This window comes from Nocardia sp. NPDC127579, assembly GCF_042672005.1.
GTDB lineage: Bacteria > Actinomycetota > Actinomycetes > Mycobacteriales > Mycobacteriaceae > Nocardia.
In genome coordinates this window covers 228,732-253,291 of record NZ_JBHXVZ010000002.1, presented here as the reverse complement: position 1 = coordinate 253,291, position 24,560 = coordinate 228,732, and the positions used below count along the sequence as shown (strand labels likewise).

23 protein-coding genes are annotated in these 24,560 nt (G+C 69.2%); 13 read left to right on the top strand and 10 right to left on the bottom strand.

What is annotated here, in order from left to right; genetic code table 11:
• Nucleotides 1-43 precede the first annotated feature (43 nt).
• Together ACFVMC_RS08745 and ACFVMC_RS08740 are read left to right on the top strand one after the other, a co-directional pair.
• Nucleotides 44-1,330, top strand: a complete 1,287-nt coding sequence (locus tag ACFVMC_RS08745) for a hypothetical protein (protein WP_379208291.1) — start codon at nucleotides 44-46, stop codon at nucleotides 1,328-1,330.
• Complete coding sequence (locus ACFVMC_RS08740; protein WP_379208289.1) at nucleotides 1,327-1,920, top strand: GNAT family N-acetyltransferase; 594 nt, start codon at nucleotides 1,327-1,329, stop codon at nucleotides 1,918-1,920. The genes ACFVMC_RS08745 and ACFVMC_RS08740 overlap by 4 nt, the downstream gene beginning before the upstream one ends.
• An 87-nt stretch (nucleotides 1,921-2,007) precedes the next feature.
• Here ACFVMC_RS08740 and ACFVMC_RS08735 read toward each other — a convergent pair whose 3' ends face one another.
• From ACFVMC_RS08735 to sigJ, 3 genes are all read right to left on the bottom strand, one after another.
• Nucleotides 2,008-2,946, bottom strand: coding sequence for a sigma-70 family RNA polymerase sigma factor (locus tag ACFVMC_RS08735; protein WP_379208288.1), 939 nt, complete (start codon nucleotides 2,944-2,946; stop codon nucleotides 2,008-2,010).
• 10 nt (nucleotides 2,947-2,956) lie between these two features.
• Complete coding sequence (locus ACFVMC_RS08730; RefSeq protein ID WP_379208286.1) at nucleotides 2,957-4,141, bottom strand: NAD(P)/FAD-dependent oxidoreductase; 1,185 nt, start codon at nucleotides 4,139-4,141, stop codon at nucleotides 2,957-2,959.
• A gap of 141 nt (nucleotides 4,142-4,282) precedes the next feature.
• Nucleotides 4,283-5,173 (bottom strand): RNA polymerase sigma factor SigJ, encoded by an 891-nt coding sequence (gene sigJ / locus ACFVMC_RS08725; protein WP_379208285.1) that lies wholly within the window; start codon nucleotides 5,171-5,173, stop codon nucleotides 4,283-4,285.
• A 126-nt stretch (nucleotides 5,174-5,299) separates the two neighbouring features.
• Here sigJ and ACFVMC_RS08720 point away from each other — a divergent pair, with 126 nt between their 5' ends.
• The 3 genes from ACFVMC_RS08720 (at nucleotide 5,300) to ACFVMC_RS08710 (ending at nucleotide 7,186) form a co-directional block, all read left to right on the top strand.
• Nucleotides 5,300-5,878 carry an NADPH-dependent FMN reductase gene (locus ACFVMC_RS08720; RefSeq protein ID WP_379208284.1) on the top strand — a complete coding sequence of 193 codons (579 nt, stop codon included), beginning with the start codon at nucleotides 5,300-5,302 and terminating at the stop codon, nucleotides 5,876-5,878.
• Between the two features lie 9 nt (nucleotides 5,879-5,887).
• Complete coding sequence (locus ACFVMC_RS08715; protein WP_379208282.1) at nucleotides 5,888-6,310, top strand: YybH family protein; 423 nt, start codon at nucleotides 5,888-5,890, stop codon at nucleotides 6,308-6,310.
• 111 nt (nucleotides 6,311-6,421) lie between these two features.
• Nucleotides 6,422-7,186, top strand: coding sequence for an alpha/beta hydrolase (locus ACFVMC_RS08710; RefSeq protein ID WP_379208280.1), 765 nt, complete (start codon nucleotides 6,422-6,424; stop codon nucleotides 7,184-7,186).
• A gap of 4 nt (nucleotides 7,187-7,190) precedes the next feature.
• On the opposite strand, the gene ACFVMC_RS08705 is transcribed toward ACFVMC_RS08710, so the two are convergent.
• The 3 genes from ACFVMC_RS08705 to ACFVMC_RS08695 are packed head-to-tail and all read right to left on the bottom strand — an operon-like array spanning nucleotide 7,191 to nucleotide 9,931.
• Nucleotides 7,191-7,796, bottom strand: coding sequence for a response regulator (locus ACFVMC_RS08705; RefSeq protein WP_379208278.1), 606 nt, complete (start codon nucleotides 7,794-7,796; stop codon nucleotides 7,191-7,193).
• A complete protein-coding gene (locus ACFVMC_RS08700) occupies nucleotides 7,793-8,902 on the bottom strand; it encodes a sensor histidine kinase (protein WP_379208276.1) in 1,110 nt (369 codons plus the stop codon). Before ACFVMC_RS08700 ends, ACFVMC_RS08705 begins: the two co-directional genes overlap by 4 nt.
• A gap of 6 nt (nucleotides 8,903-8,908) precedes the next feature.
• Nucleotides 8,909-9,931: a hypothetical protein gene (locus tag ACFVMC_RS08695; RefSeq protein WP_379208275.1), complete on the bottom strand. Its 1,023-nt coding sequence runs from the start codon at nucleotides 9,929-9,931 to the stop codon at nucleotides 8,909-8,911.
• 176 nt (nucleotides 9,932-10,107) lie between these two features.
• Here ACFVMC_RS08695 and ACFVMC_RS08690 point away from each other — a divergent pair, with 176 nt between their 5' ends.
• The 8 genes from ACFVMC_RS08690 (at nucleotide 10,108) to ACFVMC_RS08655 (ending at nucleotide 21,219) form a co-directional block, all read left to right on the top strand.
• Nucleotides 10,108-11,295, top strand: coding sequence for an MFS transporter (locus ACFVMC_RS08690; protein ID WP_379208273.1), 1,188 nt, complete (start codon nucleotides 10,108-10,110; stop codon nucleotides 11,293-11,295).
• A 5-nt stretch (nucleotides 11,296-11,300) separates the two neighbouring features.
• Nucleotides 11,301-12,536, top strand: a complete 1,236-nt coding sequence (locus ACFVMC_RS08685) for an aminotransferase class I/II-fold pyridoxal phosphate-dependent enzyme (RefSeq protein ID WP_379208271.1) — start codon at nucleotides 11,301-11,303, stop codon at nucleotides 12,534-12,536.
• On the top strand, nucleotides 12,533-14,098 hold the full coding sequence (locus tag ACFVMC_RS08680) for an acyl-CoA carboxylase subunit beta (RefSeq protein ID WP_379208269.1): 1,566 nt from the start codon (nucleotides 12,533-12,535) through the stop codon (nucleotides 14,096-14,098). The genes ACFVMC_RS08685 and ACFVMC_RS08680 overlap by 4 nt, the downstream gene beginning before the upstream one ends.
• Nucleotides 14,095-16,029, top strand: a complete 1,935-nt coding sequence (locus ACFVMC_RS08675) for a biotin carboxylase N-terminal domain-containing protein (protein ID WP_379208267.1) — start codon at nucleotides 14,095-14,097, stop codon at nucleotides 16,027-16,029. The genes ACFVMC_RS08680 and ACFVMC_RS08675 overlap by 4 nt, the downstream gene beginning before the upstream one ends.
• 29 nt (nucleotides 16,030-16,058) lie before the next feature.
• Nucleotides 16,059-17,660 (top strand): ABC transporter substrate-binding protein, encoded by a 1,602-nt coding sequence (locus ACFVMC_RS08670; protein ID WP_379208265.1) that lies wholly within the window; start codon nucleotides 16,059-16,061, stop codon nucleotides 17,658-17,660.
• Nucleotides 17,661-17,693: 33 nt separating this feature from the next.
• The gene (locus tag ACFVMC_RS08665; protein WP_379208263.1) at nucleotides 17,694-18,683 is read left to right on the top strand and encodes an ABC transporter permease; all 990 of its coding nucleotides are present in this window, start codon (nucleotides 17,694-17,696) and stop codon (nucleotides 18,681-18,683) included.
• Between the two features lie 89 nt (nucleotides 18,684-18,772).
• The gene (locus ACFVMC_RS08660; RefSeq protein WP_379208262.1) at nucleotides 18,773-19,549 is read left to right on the top strand and encodes an ABC transporter permease; all 777 of its coding nucleotides are present in this window, start codon (nucleotides 18,773-18,775) and stop codon (nucleotides 19,547-19,549) included.
• Complete coding sequence (locus tag ACFVMC_RS08655) at nucleotides 19,546-21,219, top strand: ATP-binding cassette domain-containing protein (RefSeq protein ID WP_379208260.1); 1,674 nt, start codon at nucleotides 19,546-19,548, stop codon at nucleotides 21,217-21,219. Before ACFVMC_RS08660 ends, ACFVMC_RS08655 begins: the two co-directional genes overlap by 4 nt.
• Before the next feature lie 65 nt (nucleotides 21,220-21,284).
• Here ACFVMC_RS08655 and ACFVMC_RS08650 read toward each other — a convergent pair whose 3' ends face one another.
• The 4 genes from ACFVMC_RS08650 to mca all read right to left on the bottom strand — a co-directional run bounded on the left by ACFVMC_RS08650 (nucleotide 21,285) and on the right by mca (nucleotide 24,554).
• Nucleotides 21,285-21,869 (bottom strand): TIGR03086 family metal-binding protein, encoded by a 585-nt coding sequence (locus ACFVMC_RS08650; RefSeq protein WP_379208258.1) that lies wholly within the window; start codon nucleotides 21,867-21,869, stop codon nucleotides 21,285-21,287.
• A gap of 113 nt (nucleotides 21,870-21,982) precedes the next feature.
• Nucleotides 21,983-23,293 carry an FAD-binding oxidoreductase gene (locus ACFVMC_RS08645; RefSeq protein ID WP_379208256.1) on the bottom strand — a complete coding sequence of 437 codons (1,311 nt, stop codon included), beginning with the start codon at nucleotides 23,291-23,293 and terminating at the stop codon, nucleotides 21,983-21,985.
• Between the two features lie 98 nt (nucleotides 23,294-23,391).
• Nucleotides 23,392-23,661 carry a hypothetical protein gene (locus ACFVMC_RS08640; protein WP_379208254.1) on the bottom strand — a complete coding sequence of 90 codons (270 nt, stop codon included), beginning with the start codon at nucleotides 23,659-23,661 and terminating at the stop codon, nucleotides 23,392-23,394.
• The gene (gene mca / locus ACFVMC_RS08635; RefSeq protein ID WP_379208253.1) at nucleotides 23,661-24,554 is read right to left on the bottom strand and encodes a mycothiol conjugate amidase Mca; all 894 of its coding nucleotides are present in this window, start codon (nucleotides 24,552-24,554) and stop codon (nucleotides 23,661-23,663) included. The genes ACFVMC_RS08640 and mca overlap by 1 nt, the downstream gene beginning before the upstream one ends.
• Nucleotides 24,555-24,560: the final 6 nt, after the last annotated feature.

Genomic DNA, 24,560 nt, shown 5'->3' with positions numbered 1-24,560 from the left:
ACGCTTCTGACACGGTGCGTTGCGGACACGGACAGGGGCGGCCATGATCGTCACCAGGTGGACGGGTGCCAAGGTGTTGGCCCTGCGCGAGGTTGCTTTGCGGATGAGGCGGGAGCCTTTTGCGCAGAAGATCGGGGTTTTTGAATCAACCGTTCGAAAGTGGGAACGCGCAACCGAGCAGCGCCCGGTCATGGCCGAATCCGCGGAGGCACTGGACACTGTTCTGGCGCAGCTGACGGACGACCAGCAAGCACGATTCCGGGCTGCCCTGGATGAGATCGGCACACCATCGGTGCCAACAGTCGCGCCGGTCGAGGTGGCGGAAGGAGACGAGGTGAAGCGGCGACAATTCGGATTTGCGGTGGGTGCCGCCCTCCTCGCATCCAGCTCGAGTATCAGCCGCGTCGGCCTTCAAGACGCACGGCGGCTGGCCGAGCGCGTTTCCAGCCTTGAACGCAGTGAGCAGGCCATCGGCGGCGCGGCTCTCGTCCACGAGGGGATAAGCCTGCTCGAGTTCGCGAAGGCGCAGATCGACACGGCGACGTTCGATGATCGCGCAGGCCGTGAGTACCTTTCCGCAGCTGGGAATTTGGCGACCATCGTGGGCTGGTTGGCCCATGATGCCGAACAACCTGATCTCGCCCGCTGGTGCTACAACGAGGCGTTCTCTATGGCCGATCAAGCGGGCGACCCCGAACTGACGGTGCACACCTGTCTCAATCTCGCGCACCTCACGATCCACCTCAGCCGAACTGGCGAACCCAAAGCCAACCCTCATCGTGCACTCAATCTCGTCTCCCGCGCCCGTGATCTCACCAGCGGGCGACCGCCCGGCCGCATCCATGCCTTAATCGCCACCCGTGAAGCGCAGGCGCAGGCGGTGATCGGCGATGGAGCGGCATTCGCCCGCGCAATCGCGACAGCGTGGCGTGAGCTGGATTTCGCACTGGAACACGAGCCGACAGGCGAATGCCCACCATGGATGCACTTCGTCAGTGCCACCGAGGTTCGTTGCCAGGAGGCCCGGGGATTCGGCGATCTCGGACAGTTCAAGAAGTCCGCAGACTTGTCCGCTGGGCTCGCGGTGGAGCACGCGGGGGCTCGTAATGCCGCCAATTATCGGGCTGGCTGGTGTGCGGCCCTCGCTCGTGTCGGCGACCTCAACGGCGCTGTCGCTGTCGGCCTACTGGTGCTCGATGATCTCGAAGGGGCAGTGTCCTCTACTCGCACACTGCGGCTGCTCCAACCAGTTCGAGACGCGGCAGTCGACCATCCGGAGAACTTCTCCGCGCGCTTCGACAAGCTGCTGAAAAGGACAGTCCAGGTATGAATTCAGATGACCTTCCGGGCCGCCCAGCAATCGAATTTCACCACTACACAGCCGCGCAGGCACGAGAGCAGCGCCGCACCGTCGAAGACATCTATCGAGCCTCCTACATCGATGCAATCGAATCAGGTGACGAGTTCGAAACCCCTGACGCATTCATGCACCGGTTCGACGCGTACACAGATCCCGACCGCGGCGACGGCTTCGAATTGGTTGTGGCTGTCATCGACGGAAAGCCCTGCGGTCAGACCTGGGGGTGGCCGCTACAGAAGAGCACAGCCTGGTGGGGAGGACTCTCGCTCGATGACGGCGACCCAGCCGAGTTCACCGAAGAGGACGGTGCGCGCACATTCGCGCTGAGCGAGATCATGGTTCGGTCGGCAGACACCGGTAAGGGCGTTGCACGCGCGCTGCACTCTGAACTGCTCGACGGCCGCCCTGAGCAACGCGCGACACTGCTTGTCCGCCCCACCAACACGCGGGCCTACCAGACCTATTTGCGATGGGGATGGCACCGGTCCGGAAGCCTGCTGCCCAGCTGGCCAGATGCGCCGACCTTCGATGTCTTGATCAGGGAACTGCGACACCGGTGAACGACGATCCCCCGGCGGCCCATTCCGTGGTCGCTGCATGGCGCGCTCGCTGCCGAGGCCGCTCGCCCCGCGAATCCACCGGCGGCTTCACCAGGCGTCGATGAGCGGGACAGGTGGCCGCTGCCGCCGCCAGCGATCGGCGAACCGGGTAATGCGGCGCGGCGCGCTGACGCTGCGCAGGACCGCGATCCGACCGTCGCGGACCTCCAGGACCGCGACACCGAGGACCCGGTCCTCGAGCGTCAACACGATCGCGGGACAGCCGTTGACCAGCGCCGAATGCACCGACGGGGAGCCGCCGACACGCTTGCGTTTGGCAGCCGTGGGCGTGAACCCGGCGCGCATGGCGATAGCGAGCTGGCGCGGGTTCCCGTACCGGATCAGCTTCGTGGCGGTGCCGAGCGCACCATCGGACACGCCGGTCGCGTCGTCGGTCAGCAGGGCGATCAGGCGCTCGGTGCGGCCGGAGGCGGCGGCGTCGAGGAATGCAGCCACGATGCGCCGGGCGGCGGCCGCATCGATGTCGACACTGGTGCGGGCGGCCGAGATTCGACGCCGGGCGCGGTGGGCGTGCTGCTGGCTACCGGACTCGGTGATGTCGAGGATCTCGGCGATCTCGGCGTGCGAGTACGAAAAGGCTTCGCGCAGTACGTAAACGGCGCGTTCGACCGGCGTCAGCCGTTCCATCAGGGTCAGCACCGCCAGCGTCACCGACTCGCGCTGCTCGACGGTGTCGGCGGGGCCGAGCATCGGATCGCCGTCCAGTAGCGGCTCGGGCATCCAGGCGCCGACCGCGCGCTCACGCCGCACCGCCGCCGAGCGGAGCCGGTCGATCGCCAGATTGGTGACGGTCTTGGTCAGCCATGCCTCGGGCACCTCGACGTAGTCGCGGTCGGCGGACTGCCAGCGCAGGAACGCGTCCTGCACCGTGTCCTCGGCATCGGCGGCCGAGCCGAGCAGCCGGTAGGCGAGCGAGGCCAGCCGGTCGCGGCTGGCCTCGAAACGCGCTACGGCGACAGTGTCCATGAGCACGACTTTATCCAGCGATCACATCGTGTGCGCGCACACCGACAGCCGCCCGGTAGTGTCGCCGCGGCTTACCGAAGGTGGGATGGCTCAGGCTCCACACCGACAGATCCAGGATCGTGGACTTGAACCGTGCGGCCGGCCGGCCCCGCAGCACCCACGACTTCGCCCGGGCCGCGCCGTCGACCGCCTGGAAGATGGCGTCCCGGCGACCGAGGCTGATGTGGTTTCCGAAATATCCCAGCGACGTGCGCCCGACCTCGCGCCCGGTCAGGTCGCCGATGATCGCGGCGGTCGCCTGCATGGCCGTGAATCCCGCCGACGCGCACGACATCGGCAGCGGCAGGCCGCTCTCGGCGAGGGTGAAGACGCTGTCACCGGCGACGTAGACGTCGGGGTGCGAGATCGATCGCATCTCACGGTCGACGGTGATCTGGCCGCTGGGTTCCACCGCGAGACCGCTGGCGGCGGCGATCGGATGGACGGCGAAGCCCGCGGCCCACACCGTGGCGTCGGCCGGGTGGAAGGTTCCGTCCGCGACGAAAACGCCTGTGCCCTCGACATGTTCGACGGTCGCGCCTTCGTGGATCGTGATACCGAACCGTTCGAACGCGGCCAGCAGGTGCCCGCGCGCCTTCGCGCCCAGCCAGCCGCCGACCTCGCCGCTGGTGATCAGGTCGACCCGCAATCCCGGGTGTGCTTCGGCGATCTCGGTGGCGGCCTCGATCGCGGTCAGGTTACCGCCGACCACCACGATCTTCCCGTTTCCGTTCAGGGCGTTCAATTTCGCGCGCAGCCGTAGCGCCGCGGGACGCGCGGCCACATGGTACGTATGCTCCGCGACGCCCGGAATGTCATGGGCGGCAACGGTACTGCCGAGGGAGTAGAGCAGGGTATCGTAGCCGAGCCGGTCCGTGGCGGACCCATCGGTGATCGTGACGGTGCGGTCCTCGACGTCGACGGCGGTCACCCGCGCCTCCCGCAACCGAATTCCGGTGCCCGCGAATATCTTCGCGAGCGGTACCCGGCGCAGGTCCTGCCCCGCGGCGAGCTGATGCAGCCGCAGTCGCTCCACGAAATCCGGTTCGGCATTGACGACGGTGATCTCGAAGTCCTCGGCGTGCAGTTGCCGGGCCAGGAATCCGGCGGAGAACGTCCCGGCGTAGCCGGCTCCGAGGATGACGATGCGATGCATGGTTGGCTCCTGTCTGGTTCGCGTACCCCTTGAACGAGACAGCCCACGATTTCCTGACAGATCCACTGCCGTGACCCGCGTCACGCACCGTCGAGCACGTGCTCGACCTGGGCGAAGTAGTCGAGTAGCGACCGAGGTGAGTCACTGCGCGGCACCGGCCCAGTGCCGCAGCTTCTCGGGGTTGCGGATCACCCAGATCCGGGTGATCCGCCCCTCGGCGATATCGAACGCGTAGACCGACACAATGGTGTCGCCGAGCTGCGCGACCAGTCCGGGCTGACCGTTCACGGTGCGCTCCAGCAACGTCACCCTGGGGCCGCGGGCGGCGATCTCACCCCAGGCGTGCGCGATACTCGCGGCGCCGGTGATCGGCTCCCGGAAGGCCGGGACCAGGCCGCCGCTGTCCGCGGTCGCGATCGCCGTCGGATCGAGCAGGCCGACCAGCGCTTCGATATCGCTTGCCTCCCAAGCCTTTTTGAAATCACGGACCACCTCGCCGCGCTCGGCGCCGGTCGGGCAGGGCGCGGAATCGATGCGGCGGCGCGCGCTGGAGGCGAGCTGGCGGCAGGCCGCCGGGGTACGGCCGACGATCTCGGCCACCTCCGCGAACGGATAGCGGAAGACATCGTGCAGCACGAACGCCACCCGCTCGGCCGGAGTCATAGCATCGAGCACGACCAGGAAGGCCATGCCGATCGACTCGTCCAAGGTGACCCGATCGGCGGGATCGACCGGGGCGCCGGACAATTCGGCGTGCGCGGGCACCGGCTCCGGAATCCATTCGCCCACATACTGTTCCCGCCGGGCTCGGGCCGAACCCAGCAGATCCAGGCAGATGCGCCCGGCGACACGATTCAGCCAGGCGCCGGGCCGCTCGATCTCGCGGCGTTGCCGCTCCGAGAGCGCGTACCACCGGGCGTAGGTCTCCTGCACCACGTCCTCGGCTTCGGCCAGCGAGCCGAGCAGCCGGTAGGCGAGATTGATCAGCTGGCGGCGTTCGCTGATCACCGCGCCGAGTCGCGGGTCGGTCATATCGGCTCCTGTCGTTGCTCCTGTCGAGTCCGACGAAACAGCGACCCGAATCGTCTGGCCTGACATTCCGCGCGGCCGCGTCGTCGGAAGGTGGTCAACGATTTCAGCAGAGCAGGAGTTCGCCCCATGATCAAGATCGGCATCATTCTCGGCAGCACCCGGCCCCAGCGCAACGGCCCGCAGGTCGCCCAGTGGGTGCTCGAGCAGGCATCGGGTCGCGACGACGCCGAATTCGAGCTGATCGACCTGCGCGATCATCCACTTCCGCACCTCGACGAGGCGGTGGCGCCCATGCACGGCCCGTCGGTCAACGCGCACACCCGGGAGTGGGCGGCCCGGATCGCCCCGTTCGACGGCTTCGTCTTCGTGACGCCGGAATACAACGGAGGGCCGCCCGGGGTCCTGAAGAACGCCATCGATCACCTCTTCACCGAATGGTCCGACAAGGCGGTCGGATTCGTCTCCTACGGGGCGGGCGGCGGCAGCCGCGCCGTGGCCCACCTGCGCACCGTGTGCAGCACTCTCGGGATGGCCGACGTGAGCTACCAGGTCGCGATCTCGGTGCTGACCGATTTCGAGAACTACACCACCTTCACGCCCGGCGCGCATCACGCCGCCGCCTTGCAGACCACGCTCGACCAGGTCGTTGCCTGGAGCGGTGCCCTCGCGCCGCTGCGCACCCGAACCGCACTCGTAGAAGCCTGAGGACACAGCATGAACGACATCGCCATTCGCACAGTGATCGACGACCTGGTCGCGGGCCTGCGCGCCAAGGACCTCGCGGCGGTCGAGCGGGCCTACAGCCCGGACGTGATCTCCTTCGACGTGGAGCCGCCGTTGCAGCACGTCGGGATCGCGGCGAAGCTGGAGAACTGGAAGCGGGCGTTCGCCTTCTTCGAGACCATCGACTACGAGGTGCGCAATCTGGCGCTCACCGTGGGCGCGGATATCGCCTTCGGCCACGGCTTCGGGCGCCTGAGCGGCACACTCGCCGACGGCACACCGACCACGGGCATGTGGGTGCGGGTCACCTACGGCCTGCGGCTGACCGACGACACGTGGCGCATCGTCCACGACCAGGTCTCGGTCCCCCTCGATATGGCCACCGGACGACCGGTCACCGATCTCGAACCCTGAACGCGGGCATGACATTTGCCATCGTCGAGCCGAGACATCGGCATCTGGAGGCAGGTCTGCCCGGCTGCGAGGGTCGATGGAGTAATCGACCGGCTCGACGAAAGGGATGCTGTGCGGACGTGGAATGTGGTGGCGGTGCTGGCGGTAAGCACCGCGCTGACTGCCGGTTGTAGCGAGGATCCGGCCCCGGCGGAGCCGACGATCGTGCTGGTGCACGGGTCGTTCTCCGACAGTTCCAGCTGGGACGCGGTGGCCGGGCAGCTGCGCGAGCGTGGATATCCCGTTGTGCAGGTGGACAATCCGCTGCGCGGCCTCCGGTCCGACGCCGACGCGGTGACGGCCGCGATCGCTGATGTCCGTGGCCCGGTGGTGCTGGTCGGGCATTCCTACGGCGGGGCCGTGATCAGCAATATGCGGCGGGCGGACGTGTCGGCCGTGGTTTTCGTGGCGGGCTTCGCACCGGCCGAAGGTGAAGCAGTACAGCAGCTCTCGGATCCGGCGAAGTATCCGGGCAGCCGGCTGGGCCCCGCGTTGCGGATCCGGCCCACCGAGACGGGCGCGGAAGCGACCCTGGCCGCCGAACAGTACGGCGAGGTGTTCGCCCAGGATGTGAGCGCCGAGATCGCGTCGAAACTGGCGGCGCGACAGCGTTCCACGGCGGCCGCGGCGCAGGCCGAGCCCAGCGGCGAGCCGCTGTGGACCTCGGTGCCGTCGTGGTATGTGCTGTCCACCGAGGACCGGGCGCTGCCGCCCGCGTCACAGCGATTTCAGGCCGAACGCGCGAAAGCACAGGTCCGGGAGGTGAATTCGTCGCACGCGGTGCAGGTGTCGCATCCCGACGAGGTGACCGCCGTGATCGTCGCCGCGGCGGACTGAGCGGTCACAGCCAGCCCGCGGTGCGGGCGATCCGCAGCGCGTCGATCCGGTTCCGCCCGCCGACCTTGGTGATGGCATTGGACAGGTAGTTGCGGACCGTCGCGGGCGAGAGGAACAGCGTCGCCGCGATCTCGGCGGTGCTGATCCCGGTTTCGGCCGCGCGCAGGACATCGGCCTCGCGCGGTGTCAGGGGACTGGCCCCGGTTTCCAGGGCCGCGGCGACCAGATCGGGATCGATGACCCGCTCCCCGGCGACCACCCGCCGGACGGCGGCGGCGAGCGTCTGCGCGGGTGCGTCCTTCACGACGAACCCGCGCACCTGCGCCCGCAGGGCCCGTAGCAGGTAGCCGGGTCGGCTCAGACCGGTCAGGATCAGCACCTGGCATTCGGGCAGGCGCTCACGGACGAGTTCGGCGACAGCGAGCCCGTCCAGGCCGGGCATATCGATATCCAGTAGCGCCACATCGGGCCGAGTGCGCAGGATCTCGTCGATGACGAGGTCACCGCGGTCGAGTTCGGCGACGATGTCCAGGTCGGGTTCCCGGGACAGCAGTGCGACCAGCGCGCCGCGGATCAGGTGCATGTCCTCTGCGATCAGAAGCCTAATCAAGTTGTCCCCCAAGGTATTTCCACTCGCAGGTGAAACCGTCCCGCAGTGCCGAGCCGCGCCGACACGGTACCGGACACCCCGCGTGCCCGCTGCTCTAGCCCGGTCAGCCCGTTGCCGGCGGCGGACTCGCGGCGCGCTCCGTCGTTGACGATCTCCAGATAGCACACACCGCCACCACGACCGGCGACGATGGAGCAGACGCGAGCATCGCTGTGGCGCAGCACATTCGTGGCGCCCTCGCGGATCACCGACGCGAACACATTGTCCACGTCCGGATCCAGCGTCGGCAGGTCGACGGCACAACGGACCTCGATCCCGGCGGCATCCAAGAGCGCTGCGGCACTGTCCAATTCCGTCCGCAGCGAGAGGGTGTGCTCTCCCTTGGTGATCGCTCCCATCGCCCGCAGCGTCGCGCGAGCCAGCTCGCCGAGAGCGTCGATCTCCGCGCGGGCCGCACCCGGATCGTCCGGCAGCAGCGCGGCAGCCAGATCGCCCTTGAGGGAAACGGCCGAAAGGCTCTGCCCCAGCAGATCATGCAGATCGCGGGAGACCCGCAACCGTTCACGTGCGGCGGCCCGCGTCGCGAGGTCGGCACGGGCGCGGTCGAGTCGGCGCACCGCGCGGACCAGGTGGACCACGCCGACGAGACAACCCGCGAGCACCGGGAACACGACGACGACCTCGACGGCGTCCACCACGCGCGCGTCGAGCAGGGCACCGAGCGCGGTAGCGGCGACCGGCGTCAGAACGAGCACGCCGCGCACCGTGCCCCGGAACAGCAGGGCCGCCGAGGCGACGAAGAACACCTGACTGATTCCCCACGCCGCCGGAGCCCAGAGCATCGGCAGGAAGACGAGCGCGGCCAACAGCGCGAACGACGCCCGGTGATCGTGTCGCTCGCGCTGCGCACCGAACACGTGCCACAGATGGACCGCCACCACTGCGGCCGCGAGTACCCACCAGACCGGCGCGGCACCGACCGGCGCGGTCGTCGCGAGGGTCGCTCGCGTCGGCGCCAGGACACCGGTCGCACAACTCGCGCCGATGAGCAGCAGGCGCGCGCCACTCACGGTGGCGAGCCAGGGACCACGCAGCTGCTCGGTCATCTCGAATCACTTGCCCGGCACGTCGGTGACGCACGACAGGGCCCATCGCCCGTCGGCCTGCCGCAGCGTGATCCGCACCGGACCGCTCGGGCTCTGGCGGAGCAGCCGGGCCAGTAGCAGGCGCAGTTCGGTGCGCAGTGGCTCCTGTTCGGCTTCGGGCGGGCCGGAGAGCGGCAGGTCAAGGCGGGCATCGATGTGCGCGGCGGCCAACAGGGCTGCGGTGGACTCGATTTCGCGCAGCAGGTCGGGTTGCTGGAAGCCGCGGATCAGCTGCCGCGCCTGTGCCAGCCCACCGCGCGAGACGGTAACGAGAGCGACGAGCTCGGTGTGGGCCGCGTCCCGGTCACCGCGCACGAGCAAATCGGCGGCCCGGTCCGAGGATTCGGCGATGGACCGCAATGCCGTACGCACGGTCTCGGTCGCTGCTCGATCGATCCGCAGACGTTCCTGGACAATGGCCTGCTCGGTGAGCTCCGCCGCCGCACCGCGTAACCGGCGCAGCGCGAGGACCATCCACACCAGCGCGTAGATCGCGATCACACGCATCGTGGCCGTCACCGCCAACCAGATCGCCTCCTCCCGCGACGCGCCGAGCAGCACCGCCGCGGGCCCCAGCGCGGCGAGCAGGCCCAGCACGAGCGGCATCGCGACCGCCGGAGGCAGGGTGAGCAGTACGACCACCGCGACCACATGCGCGCTGTCCAGCCAGGCCGCGCCCAGCAGCGGGGCCGCGCCCAGCACCAGCACCGCCAACAGCGCGGTGCTGAGCCGAGCCGCGGACGGGGCCCGATCGCGTACCGCGAACACCAAGTGCCGCACGTAGATCGGCAGGCACACAGCGAGCAGGACAGCGGTCTGCGCCACCTGTCCGCCGGGCGTACGGCCGACCGCGAGCAGCGGCAGCAAGCCGAGTGCCAACCCTGCCGACACCGTCCCCGCCGCGGCGACCGCCACATCGCGCGGCATCCACCCGGCACCGATCCGCCCCGCCCCGACCGCGGGCGCGTACTCCACCATGACCGCTGCCACCCCACGACTATTCAGCGCATCCGAACCACCCACCAGTGACATCAGTGGACAGTCACCGATGATATTCGTCATCGGCGTGCGAGGAATCACGCCGATTCAAACCCTGGGGTCGCCCCGCCCCACCGCGTAGATCTGTACGTCGGATCCGAATTCGGCTGTGGTGTAGGGGATGTGAAGTGGCTGTGCGGCAGGCGAGCGGCGTGACAGTGCCGGTGGCGAGTCGGCGGATCATCGGGATCGCCTGCGGTGCGGTCATTGTCGCCCAGATGGCGACCACCATCTACCTACCGGGTATGCCCGCGCTCGGCGCGGAGATCGGTGCGAGCGAAGGCACCCTGCAATTATCGGTGGCCCTGTTCGTGGTGTTCGCCGCGCTGCCGGTGGTGGCGTGGGGGCGGGCCGCCGAACGGTTCGGCCGGGTACCCGCGTTCACCGCGGCGGGACTGTGCTTCGTGCTGGCCAGCGCGGGGCTGGCGCTGATCACGAACGCACCGGAGCTGCTGACGCTGCGGGTGATCCAGGCGATCGGCGCGGGCGGTATCGCGGTGGTGGGCCGGGTGATGGTCAAGGACCTGTTCAGCGGCGCCGAACTGGCGCGGCAGCTGGCGCTGCTGTCGATGGCGTTCGTGGTGGCGCTCGGCGGCGGACAGGTACTCGGCGGCATTCTCACCTCCACACTCGGCTGGCGCGCGGGCTTCGCCGTGCTGGCCGCGCTGGCCGTGGCGCCGATCGGGCTGGCGCTGCGCCTGCGACTTCCGCGACCGGAACCCGCGCCTACCGGTTCGGCCCGCCGCCTGTTCGGCGATCGGATCTTCCTCGCGGCCGCGGTCGCGGGCGGGCTGGGATTCGCCGTCATCGTGGTGATCCAACAGCGCTCGGCGTTCGTGTTCGCCGACGGATTCGACTTGCCACCATGGGTTTTCGGTCTGTTCGGCGTCCTGTACGGCGCGGCCTATCTGGGCGGGGCGACCTACGTCCGACGCCGGGTGAGCGGCGTCGGAGCCCGCGCCATGATGCGCCAGGGCGCCTGGATCATGCTCGCCGGATGCGTGCTCATCACCGCCGTGTGGACGTTCGAACCGCCGCGCGCGATCGCGCTGCCGATCTTCCTGGCCGGGTATGTCACCACGACATTCGGCCAGGCCACCCTGTTCCCGAACAGTGCCGCGCACGCGGTCAGCCACCTGGCCGCCGGTGGCGCGCTGGCGGTTTCGTGGTGCGCGCTCATCCAGCAGGGTCTCGCGGGCCTCGCCTCGCTGACGGGCCCCGCGCTCACCGGGCTGCTGGCCTGGTCCATCGCCATCTCTGTGCTCGCCGCCGTGAACGTAGTCGTCGTCACGGCGCTTTCGCCGACGAAGGGTTAACCGGAATGGTCACACACCAATTCGCCAATATTCGCAGGCAACTGCAATTGAGCACTGCGTTCTGGGACGACAGCACCGCACACGGGCTGGTCGATATCGTCGCCGCGGACATGCGCGACGGCACCGTGCACGACCGCGACGGCCGGACGATCGTCAACTTCTCCTCGTACTCCTATCTCGGCCTGGACAGCGATCCGCGCATCATCGCGGGCGCGCATCGCGGCCTCGACGAGACGGCGACGATCAACTCCTCCATCTCCCGCATGCGGATTCGGCTGAACCTGCTGGAGGAGGCCGAGCAGCGACTGTCGAATACCTTCGGCGCGCAGGCGGTCACGGTGTCCTCGTGCGCGGCCGCGGCCTGGGCGACCCTGCCGCTGCTCGCTTCCGGCGAGCTCACCGGCGGGCAGCCGCCGCTGGTGGTCTTCGACAAGAACGCGCACTTCTGCCTGAACGCGATGAAGCCGCTGGTCGCCGACGAGACCGAGCTGACCACGATCGACCACAACGACATCGAGGCCCTGGAAGATCTGTGCCGCAAGCATGCTCAGGTCGCCTACATCGCCGACGGCGTCTACAGCACCGGCGGCGGCGCACCGCTGGCCGAACTGCACCGGCTACAGGACGAGTACGGCCTTTTCCTGTATTTCGATGAGGCGCATGGCATTTCGACGCTCGGCCGCAACGGCCGCGGATACGTGCTCGGCGCTTACGAGGGCTGGCGCGAGCGCACCCTCGTGATCGCCTCGCTGAACAAGGGTTTCGGGGCCAGCGGCGGCGTCATCTTCTTCGGGCCACCCGGCGACGATTCCCGTAAACCCACCCTGTTGCGCACCAGCGGCCCGCTCATGTGGTCGCAGCGGATCAATACCGCCGGCCTGGGCGCCATCGTCGCGGCCTGCGACCTGCACGACGACGGCACGGTCGACCGGTTGCAGGTCGAATTGCGGGAACGGGTCCGGCTTTTCGACTCCCTCGTCGACACCGAGCTCGCCGGTGACGGGCTCCCGATCCGGTTCGTCGGCATCGGCCGCGAGGACACCACCGTCGCCGTGGCGCGGGACATGCTGGAGGCGGGCTTCTACACCTCACCGATCTTCTTCCCGATCATCCGGCGCGGCAGCGCGGGCCTGCGGCTGATGCTGCGCGCGGACCTGGAACCCGCCACCATCCACCGCTTCGCGGACACGCTGCACGCGAGCCTGGCCGCGCATCAGGATCGGCAGGAGCAGCCCGCATGACCCGCACCCTGGAGCACCCCACCGGATTCGAAGCGCAACGCCGGCTGCTACGCGAGCACACGGCCGAGATCGTGCAGCCGCGGCGGCGGCCCGGCGATCCGAAATTGCCGGTGCGCGAACGCGTCGACCGGGTCCTCGATCCGGGTACGCCATTCCTGGAGATCGGCCGGCTGGCCGCGCACGGCGTGTACGACACCGATCTGCCCGCGGCGGCGCTGATCGTCGGCATCGGCACCATTCACGGGCGACCGTGCATGATCTTCGCCAACGATCCGCACGTCAAAGGCGGCACCTATTATCCGCTGACGATCAAGAAGCAGTTGCGCGGACAGAAACTGGCCCGCGAATATCGGCTGCCCTGTGTGTATCTCGCCGATTCCGGCGGTATCTTCCTGCCGCTACAGGAGGAGATCTTCCCGGACGAGGAACACCTCGGAAAGATGTTCCGCAATATCGCGGAGATGTCGGCGCTGGGCCTGCCGCAGATTTCGGCCGTGCTGGGTATCTGCACCGCGGGCGGCGCCTACATTCCCGCGATGAGCGACGAGACCGTGATGGTCCGCGGTCTCAGCACCGTCTTCCTGGGCGGACCGCAATTGGTGGAGGCCGCCACCGGTATCACGGTGGACGCCCAGACCCTCGGCGGCGCCGACCTGCACGTCCGGGAAACCGCCGTGGCCGATCACCTCGCGGCCAACGAGGAGGAGGCGCTGGCGATGATCCGCGACATCATCGCGCGGACACCCGGCGACGGGGTCCGGCCGCCGGCATTCCAGGCCCTCGAACCCGCGCGGGACCCGGCCGACCTGCCGGATCTGATTCCGGCCACCACCAAGAAGGAAATGGATGTCCGCGCGGTTCTGCGCTGTGTGGTGGATGCCGCCTCGTGGGTGGAATACCGCCGCGACTACGGGCAGACCATTGTCTGCGCGACCGCGCGCATCGCCGGTTACGAGGTCGGCATCATCGCCAATCAGGGCGTGATCTTCCCGGACAGCGCGCTCAAGGCCACGAACTTCATCCAGATCTGCAATCAGCGCCGGATCCCCTTGCTGTTCGTGCACAACGTGAGTGGCTTCATGGTCGGCGAGCAATACGAGCGCGCGGGTATCGCCAAGCACGGCGCGAAAATGGTGAACGCCGTCTCCTGCGCCACTGTCCCGAAGATCTCGCTGGTGATCGGCGGCAGTTTCGGCGCGGCCAATTTCGCCATGTCGGGCCGGTCCATGGGCGGGCAATTCATGGCCATGTGGCCCAATGCCCGCTCCACCGGCGTCGGCGGCGAGCAGGCGGCCGCGGTCATGGCGATTTTGAAGCGGGACCGGCTGCGCCGGGAGGGCAAGGAATTGAGCGCCGCCGAGGAAGCCGCGATCAAACAGCCGATCATCGACAGCTTCGAACAGCAGTCGCTGCCCGCCTATATCGCCGCGCGCATGTGGATCGACGCCATCGTCGAACCGGAGGACACCCGCGCCTGGCTGGCGCAGTGCCTGTCGCTGGCGCACGAGCGCTGGGATCGACCGGCCCCGGCCGCCGCCACCTTCGGGGTGTTGCGGCTGTGATCTCGACCCTGCTGATCGCCAATCGCGGCGAGATCGCCGCCCGCATCGCGCGCACCTGCGACCGGCTCGGCATCGCCTATGTCACGGTGAGCGTCGACGAGGACCGCGCGCTGACCTACCACGCGGGCGCGGCCGCCACCGTGCGGCTGCCCGCGGGCGGCCACCTCGATGCCGCCGCCTTGATCCGCGCCGCTGTCGAAACCGGCTGTGATGCAGTGCATCCCGGCTACGGTTTCCTATCCGAGCACGCCGGATTCGCTCGCGCGGTGCGCGCCGCCGGACTGGTTTTCGTCGGTCCCGCCTCGGGCACGATCGAGACCATGGCCGATAAGGCCGCGGCCCGCCGCGTCATGGCCGAGGCCGGGGTGCCGGTGCTGCCCGGCACCCCGACGGCCACCGACGACCTGGACGCGCTGGTCGACGCGGCCGGAGATATCGGCTATCCGCTGATCGTCAAACCAGCGGGCGGCGGTGGCGGCAAAGGCATGTCGGTGTTGCACTCCGGCGACGGGCTCCGCGCGGCGCTCGCCTCGGCGACCCGCACCGCCACGGCGGCCTTCGCGGACGGACGGCTGCACCTGGAGCGCTACGCCGAATCGGCCAGGCACATCGAAGTTCAGGTCTTCGGCGACGAATCCGGTTCTGTCGTCCACCTTTTCGATCGCGACTGCTCATTGCAACGCAGGCATCAGAAGGTGATCGAGGAAGCACCGGCACCCCGAATCCCCGCCGCCACCCGAGAATCCATGTTCGACGCGGCCGTGCGCGGTGCCCGGGCGCTGCGCTACACGGGCGCGGGCACCTTCGAATTCCTGCTCGTGGGATCGGAATTCTTCTTCATCGAGATGAATACCCGCCTCCAGGTGGAACATACGGTGACCGAGGCGATCACCGGCCTGGACCTGGTGGAGTGGCAGTTGCGGGTGGCCGCAGGCGAACCACTGCCCGCCACCCAGGCGCAGATCGGCTACAGCGGGGCCGCGGTGCAGGTCCGGATGTACGCCGAGGACCCGTTCCGCTCCTTCCTGCCCTGCCCCGGTCCGCTCCAGGTCACCCGGTGGCCGCAAGTTCGCATCGACCGCGCCTTCGCCGAAAGACTCGATGTCACCGGCGGATTCGACCCGATGATCGCCAAACTCGTCGCCTCCGGCGGCGACCGGACGCAGGCGCTGGCCGCGGCCCGCCAGGCCTGCGCGGACCTGCGCTGGCACGGCATCTCGACCAACCTCGGCTTCGTCGGCCAGGTGCTGGCCGACCCGCTGGTCGCCGCGGCCGAACACGACACCGGCTACCTGGACCGGCTGGACCCGGTCGCGGAATTCGGCGACCCGGACCGGCTCGGCGCCCTCGCCGTGGCCGTCGCCCTGAGCGCACCCGACCGCAGTACACCGTGGTCGACGGGCGCACCCCCCGGCGATCGGACCTGGCTCGATCCCGCCGACCACGATCTCGGCACGATCGACCTGACCGTGGACGGCCATCCGTTCACGGTGCGCGTCAGCGGATACGACGGTGACGCCGTCCTGGTGCGCACCGATACCGGCCCGCGCGTCACCGGTCTGCGCACCGAGGGCGACACCGTCGCGCTCGACGGCGTCACCTGCACCCTCACACGCCGGGGCGAGGATTGGGTCAGCCAGGTGGCCGGGGTCACCCGAATCGTGCGCCATGCCGAATACCGCTCGCTCACAACGGCTTCCGCCGGACCCGAGATCCGCTCCCCGATGCCGGGCACCCTGGTGCGGCTGCACGTCGAATCCGGAGCGGAGGTCGAGCGGGGCCAACTCCTCGGCGTCGTCGAGGCCATGAAGATGGAGCACGAGCTCACCGCGACACATCCCGGCATCGTCACCGTGGCCGCGCACGAAGGCGCGGTCGTCACCACCGATCAAGCACTATTTCTCATCGAGGACAGGAGTACCGCGCCGTGAAGCGGACTTGGCGACTAGCGACAGCTCTGATGGCGACAGCCTTGGCGCTCACCGCCTGCGGCGGAACCGATTCCGGGACCGGCGAATCCGGGCCACCGCGCAGCGGCGGCGCGCTGACCTGGGGCGTGGAAACCGAACCCACCACACTCAATCCGCACCTCAATGGCCAGAGCAACACGCACCTGATGCTGCGCAACGTCTTCGAGAGCCTGTTGGCGCGCACACCGGAGGGCGCGTATGTCCCATGGCTGGCCGGCGGGCACGAGATCTCGCCGGACGGGCTCACCTACACCTTCACGCTCCGCGAGGGTGTGAAATTCACCGACGGCAGCCCGCTCACCGCCGCCGCGGTGGCCCGCAACTTCACCATGATGCAGGACGTCTCGTACTCCGGCGGCTGGTCGGCCGGGCCGCTGTCGCATCTGGCCGGGGTGACCCCGCGCGACGAGCGCACCCTGGTGTTCAGCCTGAAGGACCCCTACGCGCCGTTCCTGGACTTCGCCGCCGGCTTCCCCGTCATCTCCCCCACCGCATGGGACAAGCCGCAGCTCAAAGCCGGTGGCCCCGAGATCGCGGGCACCGGCCCGTTCATCCTCGATCGCTACGTCAAAGGTCAGGAGCTGCACTTCCGGAAGAACCCGGACTACAACTGGGCGCCACAGAACGCCGCGCACCAGGGCCCGGCCTACCTGGACGAGGTGACCTACCGGTTCCTGCCCGAATCCTCGGTGCGCACCGGCGCGCTCACCTCCGGCCAGGTCGACCTGATCGAAGGCGTATCCGGTAACGACGCGTCGCTGTTCGACGGCAACCCCGAGTTCACCTATCAGCGCGCGCTCAACAACGGCAGCCCGTACACGCTGTACTGGAATGCCCGCTTCGGGCCCGCCGCCGACGAGAAAGTGCGCAAGGCGCTGAACAACTCCGTCGACGTGGGCGCGGTCCTGCAATCCATCTATCGTGGCCAGCGCACCCGCGGCTGGGGCATCGCCTCCAGCGTCGACACCCTGTTCTACGACAAGAGCATCGAGGGGGCATACGGCGCGGACAAGGCCGCGGCCAACCGGCTGCTCGACGAAGCCGGCTGGACGGCAAGGGATTCCGAGGGCTTCCGGACCAAGGACGGTCAGCGGCTGACCATCGAGCTGGTGCAGGCCCAGTCCACCGTGCGCGACCAGCGCGAGGTGCTGCTGCAAGCGGTCCAGGCCCAGGCCAAGCAGAACGCGGGCATCGACCTGAAACTGTCCTACGTCGACCTGGGCACCTACGCCGAACACCGCAAGAACAACACCTTCGGCGCGATCGCCAACTCCGACACCCTCACCGGCGGCATCGATATCGAGAACCACTGGTACCCGCCGACCGCGCTGGGCACACTGAATTACAGCCGCGCCACCGATCCGGAGCTGTCGGGCTGGCTGCGCGCCGCGGCCGCCACCACCGACACCGCCGAGCGTGCGCGGCAATACGGATTGCTCCAGCGATTCGCGCTGGTGGACAAGGCGTACGGGCTGCCGCTCTACATTCCGGAGAACCAGATCGCGGCGGCGGCCCATGTGCACGGCGCGGGCTTCCGGCCCTACAAGGCGATGCCGGAGAACGCCTACGACATCTGGGTCAGCCGTGGCTAAGGCGAACGGAGACGGCTCCTCGGGGTGTTGTCCATGACGGCCGAGCTCGCGACCTCACCAGGCACCGTCGAGATCGGGCGGAGCCACCGCCGCGTACTCGCCAAACAGGTTGTGCTGCGCCTGTGCTCCGGCCTCGGGGTGCTGTGGGGCGCGGTCACGCTGTCCTTCCTCGGCGTACGGCTCGCACCGGGCGACACGGTGGACGTGCTGCTCGGCGAGCAGCCGCGTACCCCCGAGGTGGCGGCCGCGATCCGGGCCGAGTGGGGGTTGGACAGCCCGGCGGTCGTGCAGTACGGCCGCTACCTGTGGAACGTGGCGCACGGCGATTTCGGGCGCTCCTATGTGCTGCAACGGCCGGTGTCGGAGGTACTCGGCGCCCAGGCCGCGCCGACCCTGGCGCTCACGGGCGGCGCGCTGCTGGTCGCGCTGGTGTTCGCGGTGGTCGTCGCCACCACCACCGCGCGCCGCCCCCGCGCCCGTGCCCTCGCGAATGCCGTCGAGCTGACCCTGGTCTCGACGCCCGCGTTCTGGCTCGGCATCGTGCTGCTGTCGGTATTCAGCTTCGGCCTGAAGCTGTTCCCGGTGGCGGCGAACAAGGGCCTGTCCGCGCTGGTACTGCCCGCGCTTGCGCTCGGGCTCTCGCTCGGCGCGGTCGTCTCCCAGGTACTGCGCGACGGGCTGGAACGGGCGCTGGAGGAACCGTTCGCGGTGACGGTGCGCTCGTGGTCGATCCGCGACAGCGAACTGCGGGTCCGTCACGGCCTGCGCCACGCCGCCCTGCCCGCTGTCACACTGACCGGATGGCTGGTCGGCGGGCTGCTGGGCGGCGCCGTGATCATCGAGGAGGTCTTCGGCCGACCCGGACTCGGGCGCGTCACCGTGGAAGCGGTACTGGCCCAGGATCTTCCGGTGGTGCTGGCCGTGGCCATCCTGTCCGCGTTCGTCTACGTCGTGATCAGCACGGTGGTCGATCTGCTCTATCCCCTGCTCGATCCACGACTGCGCCGCGGAGGTGAGCAATGACAACTCTCGAGAAACCGCGGCTGGCTGTCAGCGGAATCGCCACGCGGGTAAGTAGTTTCAGATTTGCGCCGGGAATTGCGTTGGCGGCCATGACAATCGGGCTGGTGGCTGTCGCCGTGCTCGCGCCCACGGTACTGGCCGGCGCCGACCCGCTGGCCGCCGACCCACTCGCCGCCCAGCTCCCGCCGAGCGCGCAGCACTGGTTCGGCACCGATCATCTCGGCCGCGACGTCTTCACGCGCGTCGTGCACGGCGCGCGCTACTCACTGCTCATCGGCGTGACCGCCGTCGCCATCGCGGTCGTGGCCGGGACCCTGCTCGGGCTGCTGGCCGGGCTGGCGCGCGGCGCGCTCGACGAACTGATCACCCGATTCCTCGATGTGGTCTCCGCCTTCCCGGATCTGCTGCTGGCCCTGGTGCTGATCTCGTTCACCGGCCCCGGCACCACCAACCTGATCTTCGCACTCGGTATCGCCTCCATCCCGCGCTTCGCCCGGGTGGTGCGTGCGCAGACCCTGGTCGTACAGGAAACGGGATATGTCGAGCAGGCAAGGACTTTCGGGCTCAGCCGGACCACCCTGGTGCGGCGGCACGTACTCCCGCACGCGGTGGCCCAGGTGCCGATCCTGGCCACCATCGGCCTCGGCACCGCCATACTCGGCGCGGCCGGCCTCAGCTTCCTCGGCATGGGACCGCAACCGCCGGAACCGGAATGGGGCGCCATGCTCGCCGAAGGCCGCAACTATCTGCGCAATGCCTGGTGGATCGGGGTGCTGCCCGGTCTGGCCGTCACCGCGACGGTGATCGCCGTCAGCTCCCTCGGGCGGCACTGGCAACGACGCTACGACGGAAGGGCGCGAACATGAGTCTGGTCGCTGTCGAGAACCTGCGCATCGGCTTTCCGGGCGGCGAGGTGGTCGAGGGCATCGATCTGCGGATCGACGCGGGCGAAGTCGTCGCGCTGGTCGGTGAATCCGGGTCGGGGAAGTCGGTGACCGCGCGGGCACTGATCGGGCTGGCCGGACCGGGCGCGTCGGTGCGCGCCGATCGGCTGGAGCTGAACGGACAGGACGCCCGCCGCTACCGCGACCGCGACTGGCGCCGAATCCGCGGCAGCACTATCGGTTTCGTGCTCCAGGACGCACTGGTCTCGCTCGATCCGCTGTGCACGATCGGCGCACAATTGGCCGAAGCGCAGCGCGCACAGCGCACGCAGGGCGGGCAGACCACGCGCGACGTGCTCGCGCCGACACATCCGGCCGGACCCGTTGACCTCGCTACCGGCCGGTTTCGCGGCGGCCGGGCCCGCACCGCGCACAGCCTGCGCCTGCTCACCGAGGTCGGCGTCCCCGAACCCGAACTGCGACTGCGGCAGTACCCGCACGAACTGTCCGGCGGGCTGCGTCAGCGGGCGCTGATCGCCACCGCCCTCGCGGGTGACCCACCGCTGATCATCGCCGACGAACCGACCACCGCCCTCGATGTCACCGTGCAGCGCCAGATCCTGGACCTGCTCCGGCAGCGCAAGGCCGCGGGCAACGCACTGCTGCTGATCAGCCACGACCTCGCGGTGGTCGCGGAGCTGGCCGACCGGGTCCTGGTCATGCGCGACGGTGTGATCGTCGAGGCCGGGACCACCCGGGAGGTACTGACCCGGCCCGCGCACGACTACACGAAACGACTGCTCGCGGCCGTGCCTTCCGCGGCCACCCGGGGCAGGGCCCTGTCGAGCACCGATCGCCCGCCGCTGCCGGCACGCGCGGTCGACGAGACCCGAATCGTGTTGTCGGCCCGCGGACTACACAAGACCTACGGCTCGCGCACCGTGGTCGACAATGTCGACTTCGACCTCTTCGCGGGCGAAACCCTGGGCATCGTCGGCGAATCCGGCTCGGGCAAGACCACGACCGCGCGCATGGCCCTGAGCCTGATCGAACCCACCTCGGGCCGCGTCCTGGTCGACGGTGAACCGTGGAGCGAGCTGCCCGAACGGGAACTGCGCACCCGCCGCGGCACCGCACAGCTGATCGCGCAGGATCCGCTCAGCTCGTTCGATCCGCGCTACACCGTGGAGCGCATCATCGGCGAGAGCCTGGACACCATCGGGCTGCGCGGACGCGCCCGAGCGGAACGGGTTCGCGAGATCCTGGACGCGGTGCACCTGAGCCGCGGCCTGCTGGACCGGCACCCGCGCACCCTGTCCGGCGGGCAACGCCAGCGCGTCGCCATCGCCCGCGCCCTCGCACCCAAGCCGGCACTGCTGGTCGCCGACGAACCGGTCTCGGCCCTCGATGTCTCGGTGCAGGCCCAGATCCTCGACCTGCTCGCCGAACTACGAGCCGAATTCGGCACCGCCCTGCTGCTCATCTCGCACGACCTCGGCGTAGTGCACCACCTCGCGGACCGCGTCGTCGTCATGCAGGGCGGCCGCGTTGTCGAATCCGGCGCGGTCGACAGCGTCCTGCGCGCCCCGGACCACGAATACACGCGCCGCCTGCTCGACTCGGTCCCCCGGCTACCGACCCCGACCGGCTGATCGCCGCCGAGCGGCAACGGGTCGCCTGCTCGCGCTCAGTCGAAAACACAGGCAGCCCGGTACGACTAGCAGTCGCGGCCGGTGTATCCGAGCAGTTTGCGGTGCGCGGGTGCGTCGTCGGCGATCTCGACCTCGGGCCCGAACAGGCCCGGGCGGCGGAAGGCATCGATGCCGCCCTGGGACCGCATGAGATGCAGTGTCTGCGCACACAATTCGTCGTCGGCGAGATCCGCGCGGCCGACGGCTATCGCGAGATCCAGTCCGTGCACCACGATTTCGCTCAAGTGCATGACCGCCACCGCCGCGCCGGGCAGCACGCCGATCGGGCTGTCCAGCTTGGCGGTCAGCGCGTCGGGGCGATGCCATGCGGCACGGTCGATTTCGGCGGCCGCGGCGTAGGCGCCCTGCGGATCCGAGCCCAGCCAATCGTCCTCGCGCTCGGCGCCGGAACCCATACCGCTGAGCGCGGCGGCGACCCGGTGCATGCCCGCCACGGTGTGGTTGAGCACCGCGCGCACATCCCACTCCGGGCACGGCGTGGCCTGCGTCAGCTGCGTGTGGGCCACGGCCTCGATGATCTTTCCGGTGGCATCCAACGCGCGATCGATCCGACCGATCACTCCGACGGGACGGGTAGGCGCAGTTTCCATGGGCTTCCTTCGCTCGAGCGGATGCAGCATTGATAGCACGATCGGCTGACAAGTGACGGCAACCGCAGCAACGGATTACCCCGCCTCGCCCGCGACGAAAACCCCGGGGCGACTCAGCGATTCACCGGAAAGTTGGCGCGCAGCACCGACTGTGGATCCTGTGCCTTCTTCACCGCCCGCAACCGGGTCAGCGCGGCGGCGTCGAACGCGTCCGCGACGGTGTTCGAACCGCTGAGGAAGGTGACCGGCAGACCGCCGGTGGCCTGCGAACCGAGGGCCTCGAGGATCGCGTCCTGCCGGGCCCGCACCGAATCGATCAGGTGGGGTAGGCCGAGGCCGAGCAGGTACAGCAGATAGGGCGCGGTCGCCGCGCCGCGCGCGCCGCCACCGTCGCGGGTCCGGGCCAGCGCCCCACCGAGATGACGGATCTGAATCGCCATCAGCGGCGCCACCGGCTCGGCCAGCACGGACTCCAGACCCGCCGCGTCCAGCCCGGTGAGCAGCGCCGCCCGCGATACCGCCGGGCTGGGATCCGTGGGTTCGGCGGTGATCGCGCCGATCTCGGCGACCGACAGCTCACCGCGGGTATCCGCGATCGCGCCGTCGATGGTGTCCAGCACCGCCAACATCTCCCGGCCGGCCTCGATCGCGCCGACCCAGGCCGCGTCCAGCCCGACCATGGCGGGCGCGCCCGGCAGCTGAACCCGGTTGAACCACAACGACAATTCGTCCGGCGCGGCCGCGGTCAGCCGCTGGAACAGCGCGAACACCTCGGCCGTCCGGTCGGCCGGCCACATCACCCGGCCACCGTAGACCCGCGCCAGCGGGAACAGGTCGAACTCCAGCCCGGTGACCACCGCGAAATCGCCGCCACCACCACGCAGCGCCCAGAAAAGATCCGGATCCGAGCCGGCGTCCACCCGGCGACGCGCGCCGGTGGCATCCACGATCTCGAAGGCGCGCACCGCGTCCGAGGCCCAGCCGTACTTGCGGCCGAACCAGGCGAAGCCACCGCCCACGGTGTAGCCGGTCACGCCGACCACCGGGTTGCTGCCGGCGAGACCGGTCAAACCGTGCGCCACGGCCGCGGCCTGCACCGCACCCCACTGCGCGCCCGCGCCCACGGTCGCGATCCGCCGGTCGGCGTCGATCTCGACCGCGTTCAACCGGCCGGTGCGCAGCAGGATCGCCGCGTCCAGCCCGCCCGTGGCGCCATGTCCGGTCGGTTGCGTCGCCACCTGGATCCCGGTGCGCGCGGCGAAGGACACCACCGCCGCCACGTCATCGGCGTCGGCCGCCTCGACCACGGCCGCCACCGGCTGCGCGACCGCGATATTCCAGGGCTGGGCCGCGGCGTCGAAGCCCGCGTCGCCCGGAACCAGTACCGCTCCGCGCGCCGTCGCCCGCAACTCGTCGAATGTCATTCCCTCGTCCCAACTTTCCGATCGCAGCGAGACCGATCGGCCGCTGTCACAGAGATGACGAACCCTAGCGACGGAACGTGACATCCGCCCGAGCCGGGTCAGGTCTTGGCGTGACCGTCGGCGTCGGAATCGTTGTCGGTGGTGCGGGTGATTCCCGGTTCGGTGCCCTCGTCGGCTTCCTGATCCGGTTCCGGATGCTCCGGTTCGAAAGTCTCGGGCAGGTTCTTCAGATGCCGGTTCATCGAACGAACCAGCAACACCGTCCCGGCGAGCAGGATCAACACGATGACCAAGCCGAACGGTGAGGCCTTGCCGAATTCCGGGCCGGTCGGGGTGCCTGGGGTCTGCGCGAGCACTGCGAGCAACATCAGAGCTGAACCCCGGCCGGTTCCTCGACGCCCGCGAACAGGTCGTTCTCCGGAAGCGCGGTGCGCACCCGGGTCTGGGCCAGCTCGAATTCCTCGGTGGGCCACAGCCGCTGCTGCATCTCCAGCGGAATCGCGAAGAAGGCGCCGTTCGGGTCGATCTGGGTGGCATGCGCGCGCAACGCGTCATCGCGCTGCGGGAAGTACTTGCCGCATTCGACCTGGGTGGTCACCCGCGACATCACATCGCCACGCTCGACCGCGTACTGCCGGATCCGGTCCAGCCACTCCTGGAGCGGGAACGGCTCACCGTTGCGCTCGTACTCGGCGGCGAAGAGCTCCAGCCGCTTCATCGAGAATCCGTGGTCGTAATACAGCTTGGACGGCGTCCACGGCTCACCCGCGTCCGGGAACCGCTCCGGATCACCCGCCGCCTCGAACGCCGCCACCGACACCTGGTGGCACCGGATGTGGTCGGGATGCGGGTAACCGCCGGTCTCGTCGTAGGTGGTCATCACGTGCGGCTTGAACTCGCGCACGACCCGCACCAGCGCCTCGGTCGCCTCCTCGAGCGGCACCAGCGCGAAGCAGCCCTCGGGCAGCGGCGGCAGCGGGTCACCCTCGGGCAGCCCGGAGTCGACGAATCCCAGCCAGGTCTGGCGCACACCCAGCGCGCGGGCAGCGGCGGCCATCTCCTCGCGGCGGACCTCGTCGATCCGGTCCAGCACGCCGGGGGTATCCATGGCTGGATTGAGAATGCTGCCGCGTTCGCCGCCGGTCAGCGTGACGATCAGGACGTCGTGTCCTTCATCGGCGTAACGCGCGGTCGTCGCGGCGCCCTTGCTGGACTCGTCGTCCGGGTGGGCGTGCACCGCCATGAGGCGAAGGCCACTCACGATTTC

Excerpts from the sequence above, each read along its gene's own strand:
- ACFVMC_RS08745 (WP_379208291.1), top strand. The coding sequence starts at position 44 with ATGATCGTCACCAGGTGGACGGGTGCCAAGGTGTTGGCCCTGCGCGAG.
- ACFVMC_RS08740 (WP_379208289.1), top strand. The coding sequence starts at position 1,327 with ATGAATTCAGATGACCTTCCGGGCCGCCCAGCAATCGAATTTCACCAC.
- ACFVMC_RS08735 (WP_379208288.1), bottom strand. The coding sequence starts at position 2,946 with ATGGACACTGTCGCCGTAGCGCGTTTCGAGGCCAGCCGCGACCGGCTG.
- ACFVMC_RS08730 (WP_379208286.1), bottom strand. The coding sequence starts at position 4,141 with ATGCATCGCATCGTCATCCTCGGAGCCGGCTACGCCGGGACGTTCTCC.
- sigJ (WP_379208285.1), bottom strand. The coding sequence starts at position 5,173 with ATGACCGACCCGCGACTCGGCGCGGTGATCAGCGAACGCCGCCAGCTG.
- ACFVMC_RS08720 (WP_379208284.1), top strand. The coding sequence starts at position 5,300 with ATGATCAAGATCGGCATCATTCTCGGCAGCACCCGGCCCCAGCGCAAC.
- ACFVMC_RS08715 (WP_379208282.1), top strand. The coding sequence starts at position 5,888 with ATGAACGACATCGCCATTCGCACAGTGATCGACGACCTGGTCGCGGGC.
- ACFVMC_RS08700 (WP_379208276.1), bottom strand. The coding sequence starts at position 8,902 with ATGACCGAGCAGCTGCGTGGTCCCTGGCTCGCCACCGTGAGTGGCGCG.
- ACFVMC_RS08685 (WP_379208271.1), top strand. The coding sequence starts at position 11,301 with ATGGTCACACACCAATTCGCCAATATTCGCAGGCAACTGCAATTGAGC.
- ACFVMC_RS08680 (WP_379208269.1), top strand. The coding sequence starts at position 12,533 with ATGACCCGCACCCTGGAGCACCCCACCGGATTCGAAGCGCAACGCCGG.
- ACFVMC_RS08670 (WP_379208265.1), top strand. The coding sequence starts at position 16,059 with ATGGCGACAGCCTTGGCGCTCACCGCCTGCGGCGGAACCGATTCCGGG.
- ACFVMC_RS08665 (WP_379208263.1), top strand. The coding sequence starts at position 17,694 with ATGACGGCCGAGCTCGCGACCTCACCAGGCACCGTCGAGATCGGGCGG.
- ACFVMC_RS08660 (WP_379208262.1), top strand. The coding sequence starts at position 18,773 with ATGACAATCGGGCTGGTGGCTGTCGCCGTGCTCGCGCCCACGGTACTG.
- ACFVMC_RS08655 (WP_379208260.1), top strand. The coding sequence starts at position 19,546 with ATGAGTCTGGTCGCTGTCGAGAACCTGCGCATCGGCTTTCCGGGCGGC.
- ACFVMC_RS08650 (WP_379208258.1), bottom strand. The coding sequence starts at position 21,869 with ATGGAAACTGCGCCTACCCGTCCCGTCGGAGTGATCGGTCGGATCGAT.
- ACFVMC_RS08645 (WP_379208256.1), bottom strand. The coding sequence starts at position 23,293 with ATGACATTCGACGAGTTGCGGGCGACGGCGCGCGGAGCGGTACTGGTT.
- ACFVMC_RS08640 (WP_379208254.1), bottom strand. The coding sequence starts at position 23,661 with ATGTTGCTCGCAGTGCTCGCGCAGACCCCAGGCACCCCGACCGGCCCG.